Source organism: Microbacterium sp. (assembly GCF_047607465.1).
In the GTDB taxonomy this organism is placed as follows: Bacteria; Actinomycetota; Actinomycetes; order Actinomycetales; family Microbacteriaceae; genus Microbacterium.
In genome coordinates this window covers 1-3,375 of sequence record NZ_JASGCY010000042.1, presented here as the reverse complement: position 1 = coordinate 3,375, position 3,375 = coordinate 1, and the positions used below count along the sequence as shown (strand labels likewise).

At 71.5% G+C, this 3,375-nt stretch carries 4 protein-coding genes; 2 read left to right on the top strand and 2 right to left on the bottom strand.

Annotated features, from left to right (window positions below; translation table 11 throughout):
* The coding region (locus QM568_RS05315) for a PfkB family carbohydrate kinase (protein WP_415136572.1) at nucleotides 1–401 on the top strand (401 nt) is incomplete at its 5' end.
* A 3-nt stretch (nucleotides 402–404) separates the two neighbouring features.
* On the top strand, nucleotides 405–1,007 hold the full coding sequence (locus QM568_RS05310) for a bifunctional 4-hydroxy-2-oxoglutarate aldolase/2-dehydro-3-deoxy-phosphogluconate aldolase (RefSeq protein ID WP_415136570.1): 603 nt from the start codon (nucleotides 405–407) through the stop codon (nucleotides 1,005–1,007).
* Here QM568_RS05310 and QM568_RS05305 read toward each other — a convergent pair whose 3' ends face one another.
* Together QM568_RS05305 and QM568_RS05300 are read right to left on the bottom strand one after the other, a co-directional pair.
* The gene (locus tag QM568_RS05305) at nucleotides 1,008–2,045 is read right to left on the bottom strand and encodes a Gfo/Idh/MocA family protein (protein WP_415136568.1); all 1,038 of its coding nucleotides are present in this window, start codon (nucleotides 2,043–2,045) and stop codon (nucleotides 1,008–1,010) included.
* On the bottom strand, nucleotides 2,042–3,375 hold a 1,334-nt coding region (locus QM568_RS05300; RefSeq protein ID WP_415136566.1), incomplete at its 5' end, for an FGGY family carbohydrate kinase. The genes QM568_RS05305 and QM568_RS05300, both read right to left, overlap by 4 nt.

Below are 3,375 nucleotides of genomic sequence, written 5' to 3'. Positions count from 1 at the left end.
CGCGCCTCGCCGATATCGTCTTCGTCGGCCTCGATGAAGCGCGGGTGCTCTGGGGCTCTGAGCGGCCCGAGGAGGTCAGGGCCCTCCTTCCTGGCGTGGCAGAGCTCGTCGTCAAGGATGCCGAGCGGGGTGCGACCGCATTCATGGGAGACGCGGTCCGCACCGTGCCGGCGCCGCCGGTCGAGGTGACCGAGGCCGTCGGCGCGGGCGACGCCTTCGCCGCCGGATACCTGGCTGCGCGCCTCGGGGGAAGCGACCCGGAAGCGCGGCTCCGCGTCGGGCACCTCTCGGCCAGGCGCGTGCTCCAGAGCTCAAGCGATACCTCCCCGTTCCCCTCCCTCGGAGATCTGCTCGCGGAGGCCGATCGCTTCGACTCCTACTTCCCGACTGCGAAGGGATGATCCGTGCCATCGATCGATGAGCTGTTCCGCGCGCGACCCGTGATGGTCATCCTGCGCAGCAAGCCGACCGCTGAGGCGGTCGAGCTCGCCACCCGCGCATGGGATCTCGGGATCCCCCTCGTCGAGGTGCCCATTCAGAAGCCCGAGTTCGTGGGAAGCCTCGAAGCCGTCGTCAGAGCGGGGAGAGAGCGCGGTATGCCCGTCGGGGCCGGCACCGTCGTCTCCCCCGATCAGCTCGATGCGAGCGAGCGCGCCGGAGCGGCCTTCGCGGTGTCCCCTGGGCTGGATCTCGGGCTCGTATCCGAGTCGCACAGGCGGGGGCTCCCCTTCCTCCCCGGCGTCGCAACCGCCACGGAGGTGCAGCGGGCGGTGACCGGCGGCCTCACCTGGCTCAAGGCATTCCCAGCCGCGATGCTCACCCCGGCGTGGTTCAGAACGCTGCGCGGCCCTTTCCCCGAGGTGGAGTTCGTCGCGACGGGAGGCGTCGACGCCGAGAACGCCCAGCTGTTCCTCGACGCGGGCGTTCGCACCGTCGCCCTGGGATCGGCGCTGGAGGACCCTTCGCAGTTCGATCGGATCGGCGAACTGCTCGCCGACCGGCCGTAGTCAATCCGCCGGGATCTCGACGCGAGCACCGCCCTGCTCGAACGAACGCTCGGCCGCCGAGGCCACGCGCACGCTCCACAGCGCCTCGGCGTGCGGCATGCGGGTGTTGGGCTTTCCGCCCGAGAACACCCGGACGGCGTCGTCGACCTCGGCCCGGAGCGCACCGCCGACCCGGCCGTCGCGCTCGGGCCAGAGCGAGAGGTCCGGGGTCATGACGCCGGCGTCGGCCCACTCGACGAGCGAATCGCCGACGAGGCGCTGCTTGATGACGCCCTCGGAGCCGATCACCTCGCACTCCGCCGCGATCGTCCCGTCCAGTTCGAGCACGCCGGTGAGGGATCGGGGCCCGCCCCGGGGAACGGCCCAGGCGGACTCGATGGTCGCGGTGACCCCATCGGCGAAGGCGACGAGCATCGAGAAGACGCTCGGGGCCGCGGATCCCGCGGCCCCGCTCTGCACGGCGACGACGGAGACCGGCTCCGACTGCGCGAAGTGGATCGCCAGATCGATGTCGTGCACCCCGGACTCCCAGAGCGGATGGATGCGCGATCCGAAATCGGAGTACCAGTCTCTGCTGAAATCGCGTCGGAGGCGAAGCGCCCACAGCCGGCCCAGCCGGCCGGTATCGAGGGCGTCGCGCACGTACTCGTAGGGCTGAGCGAAGCGGGAGATGTGCCCCGCATACGCGGTGAGGCCGCGCTGCTCAGCCTCTCGGATCATGAGCTCGGCGTCTGCCGGGCGCAGCGCGAAGGGCTTCTCTACGAACGCGTGCGCTCCTGCGCGGAGGGCCGTCAGCGCTACGGACGCGTGGCTGCTCTCCTCCGAGGAGACCACCACGACCTCCGCTCCGACCCGGCTCAGCAGCGCCGAGAGGTCGGCGTCCCACTCCGCCGAACAGGCCAGGCCGAGCCGCTCGGCGCGCACGGGGTCCGCGTCGTTCACCCCGACGACCTCCGCACCGGCCTCGGTCCACACGCGCGCGTGCAGGGTGCCGAAGCGCCCCGCCCCGGCAATGACGACCCGGAGTCTCCCACTCATAATTCCCCCTCGAATCTCGCGATCACGTCCTCGACACGCAGACGGAACCTCTCTCGGGCCTCGCGGTAGCCGCCGACTTCTGCGGGCGGCTCGATCTCCGTCGCGACGAGGCGGTCGAAGACCGCATCCGGGCCGTCGATGAGCCCGGTGCCCAGCGCGGCGAGGAGCGCGCCGCCGAGCCCCGATCCGGCCTCCGGCATGTGCACGACGCGCTGGGCCACGGTCGAGACGAGCGCTTCCCTGAACCGCCTGGACTTCGTCACACCGCCGACGATCACCAGCCGTCCGGGCGAGCCCGCTTCGCCCGCGACAGCCTCGATCGCGTCGGCACAGGCGAACGCGACCCCTTCGACCACCGCTGCGCTCTGCTCGGCGAGACCTCCGGGCCGGCCGAAGAACTCGTCTCTGACGGCGTCGATCGCGCGCGGAACGGTCATGCCGAACCTGACCGGGAGATAGCCGGTGCCGCGCGCGCCGACAGGGACCCCGGCCTCGAACGATCCGATCGTGGAGCCCCCGAGCCGTTCCTCCTCGAACAGCCGCAGGCTCGCCCCGGCCGCGTACACCGAGGCCATCGCGATGAATCCGTCGCCCAGGGGGTCCCCGAAGGTGAACCCGGTTCCGATCGACCTGCGGTCGGTGAACGCCGTGACCTGAGCCGCGGTGCCCACATTCATGCACATCGTCCTCCCGACCGAGGCTCCTCCTCCGAGCGTCGATGCCGGCACATCTCCCGCGCCGACCACGACCGGGGTGCCCGCAGGGATCCCCGTCGCCCGCGAAGCCTCCTCGGTCACCAGCCCGGATCTCTCGGTCGACGAGAGCACCGGGACCCCGAGAGACGCATCCGCTCCGCAGGCCGCGAAGAGCTCCGCGTCCCACATCCGCGTCGTCGGATCCCAGAGCAGCGTACCGAGCGCATCCGTGCGGTCCGTGGCGAGCTCGCCGGTCAGGCGGAGCCCGATCCAGTCCTTCGCGAGCAGCAGGTGCCGCGCGCGGGCGAGAGCGTCGGGATCCGCCTCGGCGAGCCAAGCGAGCTTCGGGGCGGTGAACGCCGATACGGGGAAGTTGCCGACCCGCTCGCGGAACAAGCCGACGCGCCTGAGCCTCATCGCAGCATCGTCGACCCGGCGGTCGGCCCAGGTCATCGCCGCGCGCACCGGGTCCAGTCTCCCGTCCAGCAGCAGCAGCGAGTGCATCTGCCCGGTGAGGCCGACTGCGACCGGCGACTCGGGCAGGATGTCGCACACCCGGCGCGCGGCAGAGCGCACGGCATCCCACCATCCATCCGGATCCTGCTCGTGGGCGCCGTCGGGCGTCGAGTGGGTGG

Excerpts from the sequence above, each read along its gene's own strand:
- QM568_RS05305 (WP_415136568.1), bottom strand. The coding sequence starts at position 2,045 with ATGAGTGGGAGACTCCGGGTCGTCATTGCCGGGGCGGGGCGCTTCGGC.